The organism is Burkholderia singularis (genome assembly GCF_900176645.1).
Taxonomy (GTDB): domain Bacteria; phylum Pseudomonadota; class Gammaproteobacteria; order Burkholderiales; family Burkholderiaceae; genus Burkholderia; species Burkholderia singularis.
In genome coordinates this window covers 18,610-35,812 of the sequence record NZ_FXAN01000056.1, presented here as the reverse complement: position 1 = coordinate 35,812, position 17,203 = coordinate 18,610, and the positions used below count along the sequence as shown (strand labels likewise).

At 69.2% G+C, this 17,203-nt stretch carries 11 protein-coding genes and 1 riboswitch; of the genes, 4 read left to right on the top strand and 7 right to left on the bottom strand.

Annotated features, from left to right (window positions below; genetic code table 11):
• Positions 1 to 23 precede the first annotated feature (23 nt).
• The 3 genes from cobW to BSIN_RS12205 all read right to left on the bottom strand — a co-directional run bounded on the left by cobW (position 24) and on the right by BSIN_RS12205 (position 3,386).
• A complete protein-coding gene (cobW, locus tag BSIN_RS12215) occupies positions 24 to 1,097 on the bottom strand; it encodes a cobalamin biosynthesis protein CobW (protein ID WP_089340696.1) in 1,074 nt (357 codons plus the stop codon).
• Between the two features lie 69 nt (positions 1,098 to 1,166).
• Positions 1,167 to 2,228 carry a HoxN/HupN/NixA family nickel/cobalt transporter gene (locus tag BSIN_RS12210; protein WP_069235252.1) on the bottom strand — a complete coding sequence of 354 codons (1,062 nt, stop codon included), beginning with the start codon at positions 2,226 to 2,228 and terminating at the stop codon, positions 1,167 to 1,169.
• A gap of 78 nt (positions 2,229 to 2,306) precedes the next feature.
• A riboswitch (cobalamin riboswitch) is annotated at positions 2,307 to 2,563 on the bottom strand.
• Positions 2,564 to 2,702: 139 nt separating this feature from the next.
• A complete protein-coding gene (locus BSIN_RS12205) occupies positions 2,703 to 3,386 on the bottom strand; it encodes a hypothetical protein (protein ID WP_256583771.1) in 684 nt (227 codons plus the stop codon).
• Between the two features lie 464 nt (positions 3,387 to 3,850).
• Here BSIN_RS12205 and BSIN_RS12200 point away from each other — a divergent pair, with 464 nt between their 5' ends.
• The 4 genes from BSIN_RS12200 to BSIN_RS12185 all read left to right on the top strand — a co-directional run bounded on the left by BSIN_RS12200 (position 3,851) and on the right by BSIN_RS12185 (position 6,899).
• Positions 3,851 to 4,390, top strand: coding sequence for a cobalamin biosynthesis protein (locus tag BSIN_RS12200; protein WP_089340711.1), 540 nt, complete (start codon positions 3,851 to 3,853; stop codon positions 4,388 to 4,390).
• 112 nt (positions 4,391 to 4,502) lie between these two features.
• Entirely contained in the window at positions 4,503 to 5,105 is a 603-nt protein-coding gene (cobO, locus tag BSIN_RS12195; protein ID WP_069234503.1) for a cob(I)yrinic acid a,c-diamide adenosyltransferase, read from the top strand.
• Positions 5,106 to 5,109: 4 nt separating this feature from the next.
• The gene (locus BSIN_RS12190) at positions 5,110 to 6,603 is read left to right on the top strand and encodes a cobyrinic acid a,c-diamide synthase CobB (RefSeq protein WP_089340695.1); all 1,494 of its coding nucleotides are present in this window, start codon (positions 5,110 to 5,112) and stop codon (positions 6,601 to 6,603) included.
• Positions 6,600 to 6,899 (top strand): hypothetical protein, encoded by a 300-nt coding sequence (locus tag BSIN_RS12185; RefSeq protein WP_089340694.1) that lies wholly within the window; start codon positions 6,600 to 6,602, stop codon positions 6,897 to 6,899. Before BSIN_RS12190 ends, BSIN_RS12185 begins: the two co-directional genes overlap by 4 nt.
• Before the next feature lie 267 nt (positions 6,900 to 7,166).
• On the opposite strand, the gene BSIN_RS12180 is transcribed toward BSIN_RS12185, so the two are convergent.
• From BSIN_RS12180 to BSIN_RS12165, 4 genes are all read right to left on the bottom strand, one after another.
• On the bottom strand, positions 7,167 to 8,006 hold the full coding sequence (locus BSIN_RS12180; protein ID WP_089340710.1) for a formyl transferase: 840 nt from the start codon (positions 8,004 to 8,006) through the stop codon (positions 7,167 to 7,169).
• Positions 8,007 to 8,101: 95 nt separating this feature from the next.
• Positions 8,102 to 10,321, bottom strand: coding sequence for a TonB-dependent siderophore receptor (locus tag BSIN_RS12175; protein WP_173678675.1), 2,220 nt, complete (start codon positions 10,319 to 10,321; stop codon positions 8,102 to 8,104).
• Between the two features lie 45 nt (positions 10,322 to 10,366).
• Entirely contained in the window at positions 10,367 to 11,749 is a 1,383-nt protein-coding gene (locus BSIN_RS12170) for a lysine N(6)-hydroxylase/L-ornithine N(5)-oxygenase family protein (RefSeq protein ID WP_089340692.1), read from the bottom strand.
• A 109-nt stretch (positions 11,750 to 11,858) separates the two neighbouring features.
• A complete protein-coding gene (locus BSIN_RS12165) occupies positions 11,859 to 17,195 on the bottom strand; it encodes a non-ribosomal peptide synthetase (protein ID WP_089340691.1) in 5,337 nt (1,778 codons plus the stop codon).
• Between the last annotated feature and the right edge of the window lie 8 nt (positions 17,196 to 17,203).

The following is a 17,203-nucleotide window of genomic DNA, read 5'->3' as shown; positions in this document are numbered from 1 at the left end:
GCGCTGGTTCGTGCGCGCTGCGCTCAAGCGGCGCGCGCGCGGGCCGCGAGCGCCGCGTCGAACGCGCGCTGCAGCGCCGCCGCGTCGAGATCCTCTCCGATCAGCACGAACCGGCTCGAGCGCGCCTCGTCGTCGCGCCAGCGCCGGTCGAAATAGCTGTCGAAGCGCTGCCCCACCCCCTGCACGACCAGCCGCATCGGCGTATCGGGCAGCGCGGCGAAGCCCTTCACGCGATAGATCGTGTGCGCTTCGACAAGCGCGGCGAGCGCGGCGAGCGCCGCGTCGCGCGAGCCGATCTGCGCATGCACGACGACCGAATCGAATTCGTCGTGGTGATGATCGGCGTCGTCGGCCGAGCCGTGGTGGTCGTGCCGCAGATGGATCGTCTCCTCGGACGCCGCGTTCAGGCCAAGCAGCGTCGCGAGATCGAGCTCGCCGCGCTGCGCGCGAACGATCTTCACGTGCGGCGGGATCTCGTCGCGGATCGCCGCGTCGACGCGCGCGAGTTGCGAGTCGTCAAGCAGATCGGTCTTGTTGAGGATCACGAGGTCCGCGGCCGAAAGCTGATCGGCGAACAGTTCGTGCAGCGGCGATTCGTGGTCGAGGTTCGGGTCCGCGCGGCGCTGCGCGTCCACTGCGGCCGGATTTTCCGCGAACTGGCCGCGCGCCGCCGCCAGGCCGTCGACGACCGTCAACACCGCGTCGACCGTAAAGCTGTTCTTGATCGACGGCCAGTTGAACGCCTGCACGAGCGGCTTGGGCAACGCAAGCCCGGACGTCTCGATCAGCACGTGGTCGATCTCGGCGCGCCGCTCGACGAGCGCCTCCATCACGGGATAGAACTCCTCCTGCACCGTGCAGCATAGGCAGCCGTTCGCCAGTTCGTAGAGTTGACCGTCGGCTTCGGCGCCCGCTTCGTCGCAGCCAATTGCGCAGCCCTTGAGGATCTCGCCGTCGATGCCGAGTTCGCCGAATTCGTTGACGATCACGACAATCCGGCGGCCGCCCGCGTGTTGCAGGATATGCCGCAGCAAGGTCGTCTTGCCGCTGCCGAGGAAGCCCGTGACGATCGTCACGGGAATTTTGCGCATGTGCATGGTCGTTTCCGTCAAATATCCGAATGTCGTCCGGTGTGCCGCCGCGCCCGCAGGTCGCCTGCGCGCCGTTCAGGCCGAAAGTGTCACGTCGATTTCGTCGTAGCGTTTGAGCCGGTAGACGAGCGCCGATACGGCCCAACTCACGACGAAGATTCCGATCACGAAATAGCCGAGGACGCCGAAATGCTCGGCCGCCATTGCCGCGAAATCCCATACGCCGCCCTTCAGCTCGAACTTGTCCGCAATCAGCGCGAACGCCTCGATCCCGCCGATCACCACCGCAACCACCACCGATACGAACGTGATCGTCATGTTGTAGTAGATCTTGCGGATCGGCCGCACGAACGCCCAGCGGTACGCGCCCATCATCATGATGCCGTCCGTCGTGTCGACGAGCGTCATCCCGGCAGTGAACAGGATCGGCAGCGCCATCACCGACCAGAACGACAGGCCGCCTTGCGCGTGCGTCGCCGAGATGCCGAACAGCGCGATCTCGGTCGCGGTGTCGAAACCGAGCCCGAACAGAAAGCCGATCGGATACAGATGCCAGCTTTTCGACACGATCGCGAACAGCGGCCGGAACACGCGCGCGAGAAAACCGCGGCGGTTCAGCAGCAGGTCGAGATCCTGCTCGACGAGCGTCTCGCCGCGCCGGACTGCGCGAAACGTCCGGCACACGGAAATCAGGATCAGCAGGTTCGCGAACGCGAGCACCAGCAGGAAGAATGCCGACACGCTCGTGCCGATCGCGCCGCCCCACGTCTTCATCTCATCGAAGTGGGCTGCAAGCGACGCGGCCGTCGCCGCAACCGCGACGGTCATCAGAATCACGATCGTCGAATGGCCGAGCGAGAAGAATAAACCCGCGCCGAGCGGATTTTTCCGCTCGTGCATCAGCTTGCGCGTGACGTTGTCGATCGCGGCAATGTGATCGGCGTCCACCGCGTGGCGCAGCCCGAACGTATAGGCAAGCAGCGCGGTGCCGAGCAGCGCGGGCTGCCCGCGAAACGCGGCGAGCGCCCAGAGCCACGCGCCGATGTTGAAGGCGATCAGCAGTGCGTAAATGCCGACGATCTTGCTGCGCAGCTCGGCGGGACTGTCGTTGAACAGGCGGAGAAACGACTTGAGCATGATGCTCCTTTGGAGAACGATCCGGCGCGCCGCCTCCCCGCAGCGCGGATTCCCGGGCACGCGCGCCGCCGCACGGCGCACGCCCCCTGCATCTCGGCCGGTATCCGGGCTGACGAACACGCTGCTTCACCTTCCCGGACGCGACGCATCCAGTGGCCGATCGCACATGCGCTCGCGCATGTAGAGAAGTCAGCGCCGCACCGCTTGCGCGATGCCATCGCTTACCGTTGCGGGGGCAGCACAGGTTGGCGGGCCGTGGCGGCCATGCTTCCTGTTTCCCGTTTAACTGCGCGCAAAAGAACTTGCGCGCGAGCACCAAGACGCGGCGAGTGTAAGGCGCGCGTCGGGAACGCGTCAAGGCGGACAAAAGGCGGATGGCTTTCGGGCGGCCGGCGGCCGGTCGCATCGGGCCGCCGCCAATGCCGGTGATAATGCTCGAGCCCGCGTTTCGCGCTCGAAAAAAAAGCCCGCTCGCTACGGCTGGATATTGATCGTGCCGAATACGTTCTGAGCCGAGTACGTTATGCGCTGATAGATCGGGTCGCGGTAGGAATAATCCATCACGGAGCTGATCGCGCCGACATGGGTGGCCGCGCACGTGAAATTCACGCTGGCGCTCGCGCCATAGGGCGACGCGCCGACCGCGACCGTGGTCGGCCCCGACCACTGGACATTGCAGCCCACCGAACTTTGCCCGACGTTGTAGCCGCGGCAATTGAACGTCGAAGTGCCGTTGCTGCGCGCGGGCAGGCCGGCCCACGGCGCGATGTACAGATCGGCGGAGCACGAGACGGCAAGCGGATTGCCTGCCGCGATCGAAAAGCTTCCGCTCGGCGGGTGCAGCGTCGCGGAAACGGGCGTCGTTGGGATCGGCCCCGCCACGGCATTTTTCGCATATTCGTTCTGCCGCGCCGCGGCTCGCGGATTGCCCGATTCGGGATACTGGCACACCACCGCGGCCGTCACGTCGGGGCCGGTGGAGAGCTTGCCTTGGTCGGTCACGTCGCGCCCGCCGTTGGATTCGCAAAACAGCGTGCGCCATGCCTTCTCGCCAGGCGCCGGCGGCACGGCGGATGCGGATTCGCCGGCTTGCGCGGCCGTGCCGTGAACCGCGGCGAGCATGAGAAAAGCCAAACGCGAGATGTTCTTCATCTTCATGTCGATGCCCTCGTCAATATTTATTTATCGCATGCGGTCAAAAGCAGTGCATCGCCAAGCGTCATGCCGGCGCGATCGTCTGCTTCGAGCAAACCGGGATCGCCGTCAACGCGGAACCGTTGAAATCGGTGCGCTGTCGCCAACCTACATGGCGCCAAAACCGAAATCCAATGAAAATTTTTTTACAGGTGCCGTAAGCCCTTCGGACCAAATGGCGCGTTGAATCGCACGTTGAATGGCGCGTTGAAAAAGGCCGGTGAAACACGCGGCGCAAGCGCGATGCGCCACGTCCCGTTCGATTCGAACCGGCAGGCGGCTCGCCGCTGGCGCGAACCCCGCTGTGCTATCGTATGCGCGCATCTGACCTCCGCCCGCCAACGCACCGCGCCCGCCTTACTCAGCATGATTCGATTCGCCCTGCACCACTGCCCCGCTCGCGCCGACCGGTGCCGCGCGTGCGCGTGCTGATGCGCGTCGCGCTTGGCATCGGCTGTCGCGCGGGACGCACGGCCGACACGATCGACACCGCGATTCACGCGGCGCTCGCGCGCGTGCCCGATGCACCGGCTGTCGACATCGTGCTCGTCGCGACGCTCGATGCGAAGGCGGGCGAGCCCGGCCTCGTCGAATGCTGCGCACGGCATGGCTGGCCGCTCGCCGCGTTCTCGCGCGACGCAATCGCCGAGCAACTCGCGCGTGGCCTGAGCCGTTCGCCCGATGCCGCTTGCGGACCGTCGGCCGAGCCGCATGCCGGCGCGCTCGCCATCGACGCGGCGGGCGCGGCCGGCTCGGCCGCCGGAAATGCGGTTGCGCTGCGCGATGCGCACGGCGCGCCGTTCGGCGAATTCGGCAAACCGTCCGTCGCCGCACGCGCGCGCTTCGGCGTGGACGGCGTGTGCGAGCCTTGCGCGCTGCTTGCCGCACCCGGCGGTGCGCTCATTGCGGGCAAGCTCGCGCTCGATGGCGTGACGGTCGCGATCGCCCGCGTCGCCGGCGCGCCATGAGATGCGCCGAACGCGGGCTTCGCCGCGCGCCGCTGCCGGCTTCAGCGCGCTTCCGGCAACGCCCGGCCGCGCCAAACCGCTACCTCCCAACCGAATCACAGGACGCCAATCGATGAAAACCGATTCCGAATCGCATCAACGCATGGCCGAGCGCCGCCGCGCGGGCCACGAAAAGAAGCAGGCGGCCGCCACCGTCGAGAAGGGCTTGCTGATGGTCCATACCGGCAACGGCAAGGGCAAGAGCACCGCCGCGTTCGGCATGGCCGTGCGCATGCTCGGCCACGGCATGCGCATCGGCGTCGTGCAGTTCATCAAGGGCGCGCTGCATACGTCCGAGCGGGATTTTCTCGGCGCGCACGCGCAATGCGATTTCGTCACGATGGGCGACGGCTATACGTGGAATACGCAAAACCGCGACGCCGACATCGCGACCGCCCGCCGCGGCTGGGACGAGGCGCGCCGGATGATCGAAAGCGGCGACTACCGGATGGTGATCCTCGACGAGCTCAATACCGTGCTCAAGTATGAATACCTGCCGCTCGACGAAGTGCTCGCGACGCTCGCGGCCCGCTCGCCGATGCTGCACGTCGTCGTGACAGGCCGGCACGCGCCCGACGCGCTGATCGACGCGGCCGACCTCGTCACCGAAATGCGGCTCGTCAAGCACCCGTACCGCGAGCAAGGGGTGAAGGCGCAGCGCGGCGTGGAGTTCTGAGCCGATGCCCGCCTGCCCCGCGCTGTTCATTTCGGCGAGCGCGTCCGGCCAGGGCAAGACCTCGGTGACGGCGGCGCTCGCGCGCCATCACTGGCGGCTCGGGCGGCGCGTGCGCGTATTCAAGACCGGGCCGGATTTTCTCGATCCGATGCTGCTCGCGCGCGCGAGCGGCGCGCCCGTTTATTCGCTCGATCTCGGCATGGTCGGCGAGCGCGATTGCCGTGCGCTGCTCGCGCGCGCCGCGCGCGAGGCCGACGTGATTCTGATCGAAGGCGTGATGGGCCTTTACGACGGCACGCCGTCGAGCGCGGATCTCGCCCGGACGTTTCATGTGCCGGTCGCCGCGGTGATCTCCGCGCAGTCGATCGCGCAGACCTTCGGCGCGATTGCGTTCGGACTCGCGCAATTCCGGCCCGGCGTGCCGTTCCACGGCGTGCTCGCCAATCGCGTCGGCTCCGAGCGCCACGCAGCGCTGCTGCGCGACGCGCTGCCGCAATCGATTCGCTGGCTTGGCCATCTGCCGCGCGATCCGCTGATCGCGCTGCCCGAGCGGCACCTCGGCCTGCATCAGCCCGACGATATCGCCGATCTCGAAGCGCGCATCGAACGCGCGGCCGATGCGCTCGCCGCGACGGCGCTCGCGGCGCTGCCGCCCGTCGTCGAGTTCGGCGCGGCAAGCCACGACTTTCGCGGCGATGCCGCTTCCGGCATAGCGGGCGTGTTGCATGCCGGCAATCGCCGCATATTCGCGCCCGCGCCCGCCGGCGATATCGGCGGTGCGCATTCGGCCGCGACAACGGCGCTTTCGCCCGCCGGCCACGCGGCCGGTTCGGCAACCGGCGCCGCCGCGACGATCGGCGGCCTGCCCGCCGAGGCGGCCCATACCGGCGGCCGTCTCGCCGGCAAGCGGATCGCGATCGCACGCGACGCGGCGTTTTCGTTCATCTATCCGGCCAATCTCGACGCGCTGCAAACGCTCGGCGCGCAGCTTGCGATCTTTTCGCCGCTCGCCGACGAGCCGCTGCCGGACGGCTGCGACGCGCTATATCTGCCGGGCGGCTATCCGGAGTTGCATGCGGCGCGGCTCGCGGCGAACGCGACGACGGCGCGCGCAATCGCCGCGCATGTCGCGGCGGGCAAACCCGTCGTCGCCGAATGCGGCGGGATGCTGTATCTGGGCGAAACGCTCACCGATGCCGACGGTGCGGCCACGCCGATGCTCGGCCTGATCCCCGGCGCAGCATCGATGCAGCGCCGCTTCGCCGGCCTGGGCATGCAGATGCTTGCCACCCGCTTCGGCGTGCTGACGGGGCACACGTTCCATTACTCGCGTTTCGTCACGCCGCTCACGCCCACCGTCAACGCGACGCGGCCCGACGACGGCGCGCCGGGCGAACCTGTCTACCGGCACGGCCCGATCGTCGCGACGTATCTGCATGCTTACTGGCCGTCGAATCCGCAGGCAGCCGCGGCGCTGTTCAGCGGCGATCCGCTGTGACGGCGATCGACGCTGTCGCCCGAGCGCCGCATTCGCTGAAATCCAGGTTTCCACTACTCGACGCGATCGGCTCGCCCCGGCGGGTCGCGCCAAGCGTCGCGGCGGCGGCCGTCGGCGCGCTCGGCGCGTCGTCCGGCGCCCCCGCGCCGCGCAACGACACGGCGGCATCCCGGCTCACGCACCAGATATCCGAAGCCGCCCGCGCCGATTGCCGGCGCGCGCATGCGCAGATGGGCCTGCTGGCGATTCCGGCACTCGCGCTCGACGCGCTGCGCGATACCGGCTGTAAGTGGTGATCCACGGCCTGCGAGCATGGGCTATATGCATCGGCACGCGAGCGGCATCCGACGGTAGGAATCGCTTATCGGCGCAGAGCGTGCGTGATCGCGCGCCGGCACACGCCGCATCGGCGGCCGGTCACGCCGCGGCGCCAGCCGATCGAACTGTTCGCTTGACGCCAGCCGGCGCGCCTGCGCATGCCGCGTGGGCACCGTCCGGGGAAAACCACCGGGCACGCGAGCGCCAGTGAATCGTGCCTGCGCACCGTCGCCGGCCGTATTGCGTCAACCCACGCTGACGTCGATCCCCGCCATCATGGCCAACCCTTCATGCAGCGCCGGAAACAGACTCCGGTTGAAGTTGTTCCAGCGCAACTCGAGAATCGTGTCGCGCTCGTCGATCTCGGTATTCAGCACGTCGTGGATCACTTCGCCCGAATCGACGCCGTTGTCGACATAGTGAAACGACGCACCCGTCATCCTGACCGGTTCCACCGCGACGCTCTCCATCGTCTGCCAATCGACGACCTTGTGCCCGCGCGCGCCGTATAGCGCATCGAGCGTCGCGTACGCGCCGCGCCGCTCGTAGGGCGAATCCGCGCGCGTGATGCCCGGATGGATATTGACGATCCGCCGGCAATACGGCGCGCCCGGGCGCACCAGCTCGTCGAGAATCACGAGCAGCCCGTCGAGCACGACGAGATCCGCGCCGAGCCCGTCGAGCGTCTCGCGCAGGCGCGCTTCGAATGCGCGCTTGCCGGCCGGCCGCGCGGGCGAATCCAGCGGCTCGCGCCGGTATTCGGACGCCATCGCGAGCAGCAGATCGTTGACGAGCCGTCCCTGCACGCGCAGCTCGGGCGGATAGAACCAGCGCTTGCCCGGCTCGTATGCGAAGCCGTATTCGGCAAGCTTCTCGCGATCGCGCGGCGAGTTCGCATCGTCGTCGTAGATCACGCGTTCGAGCGAATAGGCGTCACCGAGCGCGGTGTCGTTGAGCGCTTCGACGAGCGATTCGAGCACCGATTTCATGTAGCGCTTGCCGCCCTTGTAGTCGATCTGTTGGCCGGCCTTGTCGGCGGCGGCGTTGCGCAGCGACCAGATGTAGACGAGTTTTTTCTTTGCCATTGCAGCGTTGTCCTGTGGTTGGCGCGGCGCGCCGGCGCGCCGCGCTTCGGGATGAAGAAGCAGGATGAAGAATCGGCGGGCGGCTCGCGCCGCGCTCACCAGTTGTATTTCGCCGACGCCATCACGGTGCGCTGATTGCCGTACATGCACACCGAATACGACTGGCAGCCGCTCACGTAGCGCCGGTTGAACAGATTCGTCGCGTTGAGCGCGAAACGCCAGTTGCGCAGCTCGTAATGCAGCGCCGCATCGAAGAGCGTGTAGCTCGGCACCGATATCGAGTTGTCCGCCGCGCCCGCGGCCGCGCTTTGATAGCGCACGCCCGCGCCGACGCCGAAACCCGTGAGCGGCCCGTTGCGCCACGTCCAGTCGGCCCACAGCGACGCCATCTGGCGCGGCCGCGGCACGTCGGTCGGCCACATGTTCAGCGTGTTGTCGGTTGCCTTCACGTTCTTCACGTCCTGGTACACATACGCGGCGATCACCGACAGCTCGCGCGTCAGATTGCCGACCGCGCTGAACTCGATGCCGCGCGAGCGCACCTCGCCCGCCTGGATCACCGTGCTGCTGGTCGGGTCGTTCGGATTGCTCATCGCCACGTCGGTCTGGTTGATCTGATACACCGCCGCGTTGAGCATCAGGTTCTTGCCGGGCGGCTGCCAGCGCAGGCCGGCCTCGATCTGGCGCCCCTTCGTCGGCGTCGCGAGCCCGCCTTGCATCAGCTTCAGGCCGATCTGCGGATTGAACGACGTGGCGTAGCTGATATACGGCGCCAGCCCGTAATCGCCGAGGTACGTCAGACCGGCGCGGGCGCTGAACGCATGGTCGTTCTGCTTGAAGCTCGCCACATTCGCGATGTCGTCCTGCGTGGTGCGGGTCCAGTCCTGCCGGCCGCCGAGCGTCAGCACCCAGCGCTGCCACTTGATCTGATCCTGCGCGTAGAGGCCGAACGCGTTCAGCGTGGTGTGCGTATCGGTGCGCGGATACGCATCTGGCCCGCCGAAAATGCCGGTCGTGACCGGCGCGTAGACCGGGCGGTACATGTTCAGGCTCGGCGCCTTCGCGAGCCATTCGCTATCGGTGGTCGTCTGCCGGTTGTAGTCGAAGCCGAACAACAGCGTGTGCGCGAACGGGCCGGTCGTGAATTTCGCCTGTGCCTGGTTGTCGATGTCGAAGCGGCTGTAGTTGAACTGGAACACGCCCGCGTAGCGGGTCATCGACGCCATCGTCGGGTCGGCGTCGTCGATCCCGCCGCCGTACACCGACGCATCGTCGAGCGACAGATGCATCCAGCGCACGTTCTGCCGGAACGTCCACACCGGGTTGAGCTTGTGCTCGAACTGATAGCCGATCGACCATTGCTTCTTGCGGTAATGATCGAAGTTCGCATCGGCCGTATACAGATCGCGCGAGATCGTGCCGTTCGGGTTCGGCAGCACCGTGCCCTGGGCCGGCAGGAAGTTGCTCGACGTGTCGCCCCAGTCCTGCAGATAGGTCGCGGACAGCGTGAGCGACGTGTTCGCGTTCGGCTGCCACTTGAGCGACGGCGCGAGCGACACGCGCTGATCGGCGAGCGGCCCCGTCTGCGCGTTGCCGTCGCGGCCGACGCCGACGACCCGGTACGACAGCGTGCCGTCGCGGCCGATCTTGTCGCCCACGTCGAACATCAATTGCTTGCGCGCGTAGTTGCCGATCTGCACGCCGACTTCGCGGATGCGCTCGCCGTTCGCGAGCTTGCTCTGCACGTCGACGGTCGCGCCCGGATCGCCCTGCCCGTACAGCACCGAGGTCGGCCCGCGCAGCACGGCGATGCTGTCGATCATGTACGGATCGACGCGCCAGCTCGACAGGTTGATGGTGTTCGGCACCTGCAGCCCGTCGACGAACACGGTCGGCGTGAAGCCGCGCAGCGCCGAGTACCAGTCGGAGCGGTTGTCCGATCCGTAGCTCGAGAAGCCGGGGATGTAGCGAAACGCCTGGTTGATGTCGGTCGCGCCCGTGGCCTCGATCTGCTGCGCGGTGACGACGTTGATCGTCTGCGGAATCTCGACGATCGGCGTATCCGTTTTCGTGCCGCTCGTACTGCGCCGCGCGACGAGGCCGACGACCGCGTCATGCTGCTTGCTCGCGCTCACCGAAATCGCGGGCAACGTGCCGCCCGCCGCGGTGGCCTGGTCCGCGTGGTTGCCTGGCTGCCGCGCCGCCGCGCCCGGCTGAGCCGCCTGCGCGTGCGCATGACTCACGCCCGCCGCATAAAACGCCACGCCCGCCGCGGCCGCGATCGCACGCATGCGCGTGCTGGTTGCCCACTCCATCTTCCGTTGCTCCATGTTGCAAAGCGGCCTGCCGGCCGCGCTTCGTCAAAGAGCGATGGCCATCCGGCCGTCGCTCACCCCGTTGTTATGTCTTGAATCGTGTCGCGGCCGCGCGTGGCCTTCGGCCCGCGCGGCGGGCGCGCGCCCGGCGAGCGACGCGGCGATTTCGTCGGCGCGCCGGGCAAGCACCGACAGCAGCGTGTCGGACAGCCCGTGGCTATCCTCGCAGCATCCTTGCAGATAGATGCGCGGCTTGAAGTGCGCGGGCGTCGCGAGCCGGTAGTCGCGTGCGACGCCCGCCGCGAGCGCGTCGCCCAGGTGCGGCGCGAGCGAATCGAGCAGCGCGGCATGCGCATCGCGCCGGTAGCCGGTCGCCACCACCAGCGCGTCGAACCGCTCGGTGCGCGCGTCGCCCGTCAACTGGTCGCGCAGCACCAGCTCGATCTGCCCGTTGCCCGCACGCTCGGCCGACTCGATCGCGGCATTCGCGAGCAGGCGGTGGCGCGGCGCGCCGCATACGCGCTGCAAATAAAGCATTTCGTAGATCTGCTCGATGAGCGGCCGGTCGACCACCGCGTAATTGGTATCGCGAAAGCGCTCGAGCAATGCGCGCCGGCCGCTCGCCGGCTGCGCGTAGACGACGTCGGTGAACGCCGGATCGAAGATCTCGTTGACGAACGGGCTGTCGTCGGCCGGCTTCAGCGCGCCCGAGCGGATCACGAGACTCGCGTCGACATGCGCGAAGCGGCGCGCGAGATCGACGAACACCTCGGCCGCGCTCTGCCCCGCGCCGATCACGGCAACCCGCACGGCCGCGCCGGGCGCCGGCGCGCCCACGATCCGCTCGATCGACGTCAGATAATTCGACGAATGGATGACGCGCTCGGCGCCGAGCCTCGCAAGCACATCGGGCATGTTCGGCGCGCCGCCGACGCCGATCGACAGCGCGTGCGCGACGCGCTGCCGCTCGCGTCCCTCGCGGTCGCGCGAAAACACACGCAGCGCTTCGATCACGCCGCTCGCGTCGCGCGCCGCGACAGGCTCGACGGCCGTGACGGTCTCGCCATAGTGGACGCGATCGTCGAACGCGTTCGCCACCCAGCGCAGGTAGTCATGAAACTCGGTGCGGGTCGGATAGAAGTTCTTCAGATTGATGAACTCGTTCAGCCGGCCGTGCTCGTACAGGTAATTGATGAACGTGTAGCGGCTTGTCGGATCGCGCAGCGTGACGAGATCCTTCAGAAACGAGATCTGCATCCGGCAGTCGTCGAGCAGCATGCCGCGATGCCAGCCGAACTCGGGCTGCCGCTCGATGTAGCAATGCGCGAACGACGCGGCGTGATCCGCTTCCGCCAGGCGCACGGCGAGCGAGAGGTTCGACGGTCCGAAGCCGACGCCGATCAGGTCGAATACGGTATCTCTGTGCATGTCTCAGGTTCCCTTGGCAAGATGGCCGGCGCGCGCGATGCGCCGGCAGGAAAAAATACGGCGTGCGCCGCACGGGCGGCCCGTGCGCACGGGGTAGGAAAAGTGGCGCTCAGTCGGCATCGCGTGCGTTGGCCACCGGTTGAATCGTTGGTTGATAGGGCGATGGGTCCGCCGGCTGACCCGTCGGCCGGGCGGCCGCCCGAGCCGGCGGCGCCGCTTGCGACGCGCTTGCGATGCGCGCGCCGAGCGCGGCGAAACTCGGCGCGGCGAACACGTCGGCGATCGATACGGGCCAACCCGCCGCGCCTGCCGCGTCGACGAAGCGCACGACGTCGAACGACGTGGCGCCGGCTTCGAACAGATCGTCGTTCAGCGCGGGCGCGGTGTGCCCGAAACAGGCGCGCCACACGTTGGCGAGTGCGTGCGCGGCGTGCCGAGCGGCGTGCGCGTGCGCGCCGTCGTGCGGCCGCGGCGCGACGGCAAGCGGATCGTGCGCGGCGAGCGCGAAGCGCGCGCCGGACGCGCCGAGCGCGTGCAGCGGCGCATCGACGAAGCGCTGCACCACGTCGAGATAGTCGGCCGCGAGCGCGGCGGCGAACGCCTCGTCGACGCGCTCTTTCGCATACGAGAACGCGCCCGTCACGCGGCCGTCCGGATGTTCGACGATATCGAGTTCCAGTTCGAACACGACGTGATGCCGCACATCGTTGAACGCATCGATCGAGAGTCCCGCCCAGTCGCGCGCGGCCATGCCCGCCGGGCGCAGGTAGTTGAACATCACCTGGAACAGCGGATTGCCGTTGACCGCGCGCGGTGCGCGCAACGCGGCGACGACGTCGGCAAACGGCGCGTCCGCGTGCGCATACGCGGCGAGCGCCGCGTCGCGCACCGTGGCGACGAGCGTGGCCGGGGTATCGGCGCCCGACAGCCGCGTGCGCACGACCACCGCGTTGATGAACAGCCCGAGCGCGCGCTCGGCGGCTTGGCCAGTCGGCTCGCGCGTCGACGCGAGCACGCCGACCGGCTGATCGGTTGCGCCGGTCGCCCGGTAGAACGCCGCGTTGAGCGCCGCGTGCAGCAGCATCGGCAGCGTTGCATGCGCATCGAGCGCCATCTCTCGCGCGCGCTGCACGAGCGCGCCGTCAAGCTCGAACGCGATGCGTCCCGCGTCCCAGCGCGGCGTGGCGGCGCGGCCCGTGCGCGGCGGCGGCAGCGTGTGCGACGGCACGCCCGCGAGCGCATCACGCCAGAACGGCAGATGGGCATGCGGCGCGGCGCTCGGCAGCACGGGAACGTCGCGCACGCTGGGCGACTCGTTCCGTTCGACGGGCGCGGGGTCGTCAAGCGGCGCCCCCGTCACCCGCGCGACGTAGGCGGTGCGCACGTCGTCGAGCCATAGATCGATCGACTGGCCGTCCGACACGATGTGATGGACGACCAGCGACAGCACGTGATCGTGTGCGCCGAGCCGGATCGCGCGCGCGCGCCATAGCGGCGCGTCGGCGGCCAGATCGAACGGCGTGAGCGCGTCGTCGTCGGTCAGTGCGACGGCGGCGGCCAGCCGGGCCTCGCCGTCGGCCGTCGCGACGACGCCCGCATCGGCGCATGCGCCGGCGGCTGCCGCAGCCTGCGCCGTCAGATCGACGACGGGCAATGTGAAGGGCTGCGTCGGCACGATCCGCTGGCCCGGCGTGCCGTCGGCCCACTCGACAATGCGCGTGCGCAGTGCCGGATGACGGGCCGCCGCGCGCGCAAGCGCGCCGGCGAGCGCGTCCACGTCGAGCGGGCCGCGCAGCCGCAGCGCGACGGGAATGTTGTACGCGGAGCTATCCGGCTGCGCGCGCCACAGGAACCACAACCCGCGCTGCGCGGCCGATAGCGGCAACGCGCCGTTCGCGTCCGGCGTATACGGATCGGGCCGGGCGTGCGGCCCGGCGCCGGGCGCGGGCTGCACGGGCGCGGCGCTCGCCACGCGCTGCGCATACGCGGTGAGCACCGGCGCTTCGAACAGCGCGCGGACCGGCACGTCGCGCGCGAGCCGCTCGGCCACGCGCGTCGCGACTCGCACCGCGGCAAGCGAATGGCCGCCCAGCTCGAAGAAATGATCCGCGCGGCCGATGCGCTCGACGCCCAACACCTCGCGCCAAATATCGGCGAGCACCGCTTCGTCGCCAGGCTGCGGCGGTTCGTATGCGCGTGCCGTGTGCGCGGGCGGCGGCAGCGCCGCACGGTCGACCTTGCTGTTCGCATTGCGCGGCAGCGTGTCGAGCACGACGATATGCGCGGGCACCATGTAGTCGGGCAGCGTGCGGCGCAGATGCGCATCGAGTTCGGCTGCGTCGGCGCGGCGGGCCCGTTCTCGCGCCTCGCCCGTCAGTTCGACATAGGCGACCAGCCGCGCGTGCGCGCCGTTGCCGAACACCACGGCGACCGCCTCGCGCACGTCGTCATGCGCGGCAAGCTGGGCCTCGATCTCGCCGAGTTCGATCCGCAATCCGCGCAGCTTGACCTGATGATCGATACGGCCGATGAAGTCGAACACCCCGTCCGCGCGGCGGCGCACCAGATCGCCCGTGCGGTAGAGCCGCGCGCCCGGCGCGCCGTAAGGATCGGGCACGAAGCGCTCGGCCGTGAGCGCCGGGCGCGCCAGATAGCCGCGCGCCACGCCGATCCCCTCGCCGCCCAGGTAAAGCTCGCCCGTCACGCCGACCGGCAGCGGATTCAAGCGCGCGTCGAGCACGTGCGCGGTGCGCGCGCCGACCAGCGTGCCGATCGGCAGATACGCGGCATCCGCGAGCCGGGCCGGGTCATCACCGGGCGCAAACATCCAGAGCATTGGCGTGATGACGGTCTCGGTCGGCCCGTAGCCGTTGACCACGCGCGCGTTCGGAAACGCGCGGCGCATCAGCGCGAACGCCTCGCGCGACGTCGCCTCGCCGCCGACCGTGATCGAGCGCAGCGTCGGTGGCGCGCCATGCTCGAGCGCCCACTCGGCAAGCTGCGTCGCGCAGCCGGGCGGCACATAGGTCATCGTCACGCCGTCGCGGGCGATCAGCGCGCAGGTGCGCGCGGGCGGCCATAGCGTGTCGGCCGTCACGGTGACCGCCGCGCCCGACATATATTGCGAGAGCCAGCCTTCGTGCGCGCCGTCGAAATTCACCGACTGGAACAACAGGAACACGTCGCGCCCGGTCACGCCGTAGCGCTCGGCAATCGCGTCGCAATGGCGCGCGAATGCGCCGTGCTCGACGACCACGCCCTTCGGCTTGCCCGTCGACCCGGACGTGTAGATCACATACGCCGCTTGATGCGGCGACACGTCCGGCAGCGCGACACCGTCGATCTCGGCGTCGGGAACCGGTTCGTCGACGAGCCATGCGCGCGTGGCGCCGGTCAACGGCAGCGCGTCGATGCTGCCGCGCTCGGTGATCACGTGCTCGATGCGCGCGTCGTCGAGCATCTGCGCGAGACGCTCGCGCGGATGGCCCGGATCGAGCGGCACGAACGCGCCGCCCGACTTGAGCGCGGCGATCAGCGCGATCAGCAGATCGACGGAACGCGACAGCGCGATCCCAACGCACGTCTCCGCGCGCACGCCGGCCGCGACGAGCCGCCGCGCAAGCCGCGCCGCACGTTGTTCGACCTCGCCGCGCGTCAGCACGCGCTCGAGGTCGGCGATGCCGCGCGCGTCGGGCCGGATGCGCGCCTGCTCGGCAATCCTGTCATGGACCGCGATGAACGGCCGCGGCTCAGCGCGGCCCGTGGAGCTGACGCAGTGAGCGCCGATGCCGGCGGGCGCGCCGTCGCCTGCATTGCTGGACAATCCGCCTGCGGCTGCGTCCGAACGCAGCGCCGGCGGCGGCGAATCGGGCATCGAGCGCCGCGCCGCGTCATGCACATTCTCTGCGTGCAGTGCGCCGCCCGCATCGTCCGCGCCGTCGCGCCGCTCGCCGTTCCACGCGGCCAGCTCCCGGCGCTCCCAGGCCGGCAGCCATTGCAGATCGCCGATCGCCGTGCCCGGCGCATCGGCCGCGTGGGCCAGCAGTTCGCCATAGCGCGCGGCAAGCCGCTCGATCGCATCGGCATCGAAGATATCGGTCGCATAGATGAAGCGCGCGTCGAACCCGCCGTCGTCGCGCTCGTCGATGCTGAGCGTCAGGTCGAATTTCGCATACGGCATCCCGGACGGCAGCTCGGTCACGCGCACGCCGGCGAACGACGGCAGCGCGCGCCGCGCGCCATACGCGGCCATCACCTGAAACAGCGGATGATGGCTTGCGCTGCGCGCCACGCCGAGCGCGTCGACGACCTGGTCGAACGGCACGTCCTGATGCGATTGCGCGTCGACGAGCGAACGCTGCGTCGCGTCGACGAGCGCGTCGAACGCGAGCGTCGCGGGCGTCTTGGCCGCCAGCGTCAGCGTGTTGACGAAAAAGCCGACGAGGCCCGCGGTTTCGCTGCGCTCGCGGTTCGCCGCCGGCACTCCGATCCGGATCTCCGGCTCGCCGCACGCGCGGGCAAGCAGCGTCGCGAGCGCGGCAAGCAGCACCGCGAACGGCGTGGCGCGGCGTGCGCGGGCCAGCGCGCGCAGCCGCGCTGCGAGCGCGGGCGGAATATCGAACGCATGGCGCGCGCCGCGCGCACTGCGCCGCGCGGGCCGCGTGGCCGCGCCGGGCAGCGGCAACGCGTCGCGGCTTGCGTCGAGCGTCGCGCGCCAGTACGCAAGCTGGCGCTCGCGCTCGCCCGCATCGAGCCAGCGGCGCTGCCAGAGCGCGTAATCGGCGTATTGGATCGGCAGCGGCGCGAGCGACACGGCCGCGCCGGTCGCATACGACTGATAGAACGACGCCAGCTCCGCCAGCATCACGTCGGCCGACCAGCCGTCCGACGCGATGTGGTGCGTCGTCAGCACGAGCCAGTGCGTGCGGGCGTCGAGCCGGATCAGATGCGCGCGCACGAGCGGGCCGTGCGCAAGATCGAACGGCTCGGCCTCGTCGCGCGCGGCGACGGCCGATGCGAGCGCATCGCGCTGCGCCGCGTCCGCGTCCGACAGATCGGTGACGCGCCACGGGCAGCGCATCGGCGCGCGCACCGTCTGCAGCACGCCGTCGCCGTCCTCGGCGAACGCCGTGCGCAGCGCCTCGTGACGCGCGATCAGCGCGTCGCACGAGCGGCGCAGCGCATGCTCGTCGAGCGCGCCGTCGAGCCGCAGCCGCTCGGTGATGTGATACGCGGCCGGCTCGTCGAGCAGGCGCGTGTGCAGCCAAAGACGCGTTTGCGCGAACGAAGCCGGCACGCTCGCCGTGCGCTCGCCGCGCGGTGCGATCGGCAGCATCCGGAAATCGATTCCCGCATCGCCGAGCTTCGCGAGAAACTGCTTGCGCTGCGCATCGGGCAGCCGCGCGAAGCGCTCGGCAAGCGACAACAGATCGAAAGAAGCGCTCATGCGGATTC